Below are 2,974 nucleotides of genomic sequence, written 5' to 3' on the forward strand. Positions count from 1 at the left end.
AGGACGTCGCCAAGCAAAAACCTAAGTCGTTTCGACTTAGGTTTTTTTGTGTTTATTTTTATATATCAAATGTCATAATCCGTAAATTTAGTAATCTTAATGAGAGAAAAGGATGAAATAGAGACGTTTTAAAGTCAACTACCCCCAGTGAGACGAAGCCTTACAGTGGGGGCTTGAGCTCGAGCGCTAGGTCTTTTCGTCTATCGCTAGACAGTTTGACGCTCTAGCATTCATGCTACCCTACGATTTGTCACGCAACTTACTAATCTATCTACACCTAAATCGCAATTCAAAGCGTTACTCGTAGTCGTGGATGGTTTCTTCATTTGAGAAACATGCATTTCATATGTATCATGCACCTCAAGAACCGACTTTTTTGCTTCGGTACAATCTCAATGTAGAAGGTTTTTTTATGTCTTAAATTTTTCGGCATACGTATTTTAATGGAACCCAATTTTTTCTGAATGCCACATTCATCGGAACCATCCAATACCCGTTATTATCCACTTTAGGGACTTGATAGATTTCAATGATTCGTTTGTCAGTGGAATGAGAATAATTTGGAAACTTCGGACGCCCTGTGAACTTCTCAGGATTTTTCTTCCATTGTTCCAACGCTTTAAAAAAGCTCTTCACTTCTGCATATAAGGCTCTGCGAATCGCTTGAACAAAATTTGATTGAACGCCCCAATCATTCGTATTGGCTTGCATGGCAGTATCTACTTCTTTTACAGTAGCCATCCTGTTATTGTTTAAGTAACTTTGTTTCATCGTGTACAAGCCAACATTTCGCAACGCTTTTGAGCTATGTGACATGCGCTGAAGTAAACCCCCACTGATTAAAGTTTCAATTTATACAATGTCTTTTCACTTTTAAAGGATTTTATTCATCAAAAAATCTATAATTAAGGTAATTAATATATATTATTGATGGGTGTGGGGGATTATGAAAGAAATATGCATGTTATTAGTGGCTGTTATATTATGGGGGACAGCCATTGCGCCAACAAAGTGGGCGTTAGAATCTATTCAGCCATTTACTTTGTTATTTATTCGCCTTTTCTTCGCTGGTGGAATTTGTTTGCTATTTTCATTTAAACAATTAAAAAAATCGGTTGTACATAAACAAGTGCCGTGGAAAAGAATGAGTTTACTATCTTTTACTGGTGTAGCTGGTTACTTTATGTTCACATCCTACGGTATTTCTTTAACAAGTGGATTACATGTTAGTATTATTGATGCTGCTTTACCGTTAGTTACAATTCTTTTTTCAGCGATCTTTTTGAAAGAAAAAATTCAGCTTAATTATTGGATCGGTATTGTATTGGGAGCTGCTGGAGTACTTCTTATTACCATCCCATCTAGTAACGGTAATCAAGAAGTATCTTTAATAGGAGATACCCTTATTTTATTAAGCACTTTCTTATTTGCTTTCTATACAGTATTGCTGAAAAGACCAAAACAAGAACAGTATTTATTAAACAAGGTTTTTACAACATTAACTTTAATTATTGGAGCTGTTATTTTATTACCATTTGCAATGGTAGAAACTTTTTACTATGGTTTCCCAGAAATCGAAACATGGAAGACTGGATTTAGTGTAATGTATCTTGTTATAGGCGCAACAATTTTAGCGTATTGGTTTTGGAATAAAGCATTAGAGACAGTCTCGGCATCAGTAAGTGGATTATATTTAAATGCCTTACCGTTAATAAGTATTGTTGCTTCAATTGCTTTATTAGATGAGTCTTTAACTTGGAAGATAGTAATAGGAGGAAGTTTAGTCTTAATAGGAGTAGGATGGGCAGATAGACAAAAGATAAGTAAGTTATTAAAGAAGAATAACTTGAATAGTAAGGAATGCTAAGTAACATATTGTATATAGTTTAAATATAAAAAACACCTTATATATATATTAGGTGTTTTTTTATTTGGCAAAGATAATAGATTGAAATCAGTATAGGTATTCTCTACTATATTTATACGTATTGAAATCATTTTGAAATATTGTTTGAACGAGTTGTATACATTCGGTATCATAAAAACTTTCGAAAGTGGGGTAGCGAGGAAATAAAGGGTCAGTAATATCGGCTTCGCTAAAATTCCCTTTATAAATCATGGCGGGAGTTTGATGATGCCATGATATTGAGAACTCATTTATTGGTGCAGTTTTTAATTCGAAACGCTTTTCTAATGCTTTCATATCCTGATCGAAGTTTTCTAAGTATATATAATTGGTCACATATTCTTCTTCACCAGCTATATATTGTTGTGTGAAATGCGGGTTAATATCATTTCCTTGAGCATCATTAATGAATAGATAGTATAGAAATTGTTTAAATGAGAGGCCTTTGGAGGAGTTTTCATCTTGATATAAAAACTTTCGGATGGGTTTCCATTCGGGATTTTCTATATAGGGAGGTGCGATTAAGGATACGAAAGAGCTCACTGCTCGTCTATAAGGGTTACGAACAAGCTTAAAAGTTTCTTTTTGTTTTTCGCGTAATGCTATACCTAGTCGAACACTATAGGCAGGTGTACTTTTGTATATGTCATATTCATAATTATGAATGAAAGGACTATAATTTAGAGCTGTCTGTAATAAGTCAATCTGATAAAAAAACCACTTAGCAAGAGAAGTACAACCACTTTTTTGGCTCCAAAATAGAATGATAGGAAAATTCTTATGATAATGTGGGTTTCTTGAATGGGCGTTGATGATATGTAATAAGGGAGGATCGAACAATTTCTACACCCCTTTCAGGTATTTTAATTATATGTATGAAAAATAAAGAGGAATATGAGTAGCTGTTTCATCTTTTCTAAAAAAGTGAAAGATTAATATTGACTATTATTGAATAGGGGTGTAATATAGAACAAGTCGCCGATGACAACAACGTCGAAAGCGACAAACGAAATAAAAAACTTAGTTGACATTGAAAGATGAAAATGTTAACATAAGGAAGTCGCAAAT

The 2,974-nt window shown here is 33.8% G+C and carries 2 protein-coding genes and 1 pseudogene; 1 reads left to right on the plus strand and 2 read right to left on the minus strand.

The features are described from left to right. Window positions 1-245: 245 nt before the first annotated feature. Window positions 246-828, minus strand: a pseudogene (locus tag MR147_RS26645) (nuclease/transposase family protein); the annotation flags it as partial. A gap of 106 nt (window positions 829-934) precedes the next feature. Between MR147_RS26645 and MR147_RS26650 the strand changes: the two are divergent. Beyond that, a complete protein-coding gene (locus tag MR147_RS26650; protein ID WP_175574540.1) occupies window positions 935-1,867 on the plus strand; it encodes a DMT family transporter in 933 nt (310 codons plus the stop codon). Between the two features lie 87 nt (window positions 1,868-1,954). Here MR147_RS26650 and MR147_RS26655 read toward each other — a convergent pair whose 3' ends face one another. After that, complete coding sequence (locus tag MR147_RS26655) at window positions 1,955-2,746, minus strand: sulfotransferase family 2 domain-containing protein (RefSeq protein WP_074542567.1); 792 nt, start codon at window positions 2,744-2,746, stop codon at window positions 1,955-1,957. Window positions 2,747-2,974 lie beyond the last annotated feature (228 nt).

Origin of the sequence: Bacillus cereus group sp. BfR-BA-01350, assembly GCF_022663775.1 — a bacterium.
Classification (GTDB): domain Bacteria; phylum Bacillota; class Bacilli; order Bacillales; family Bacillaceae_G; genus Bacillus_A; species Bacillus_A paranthracis.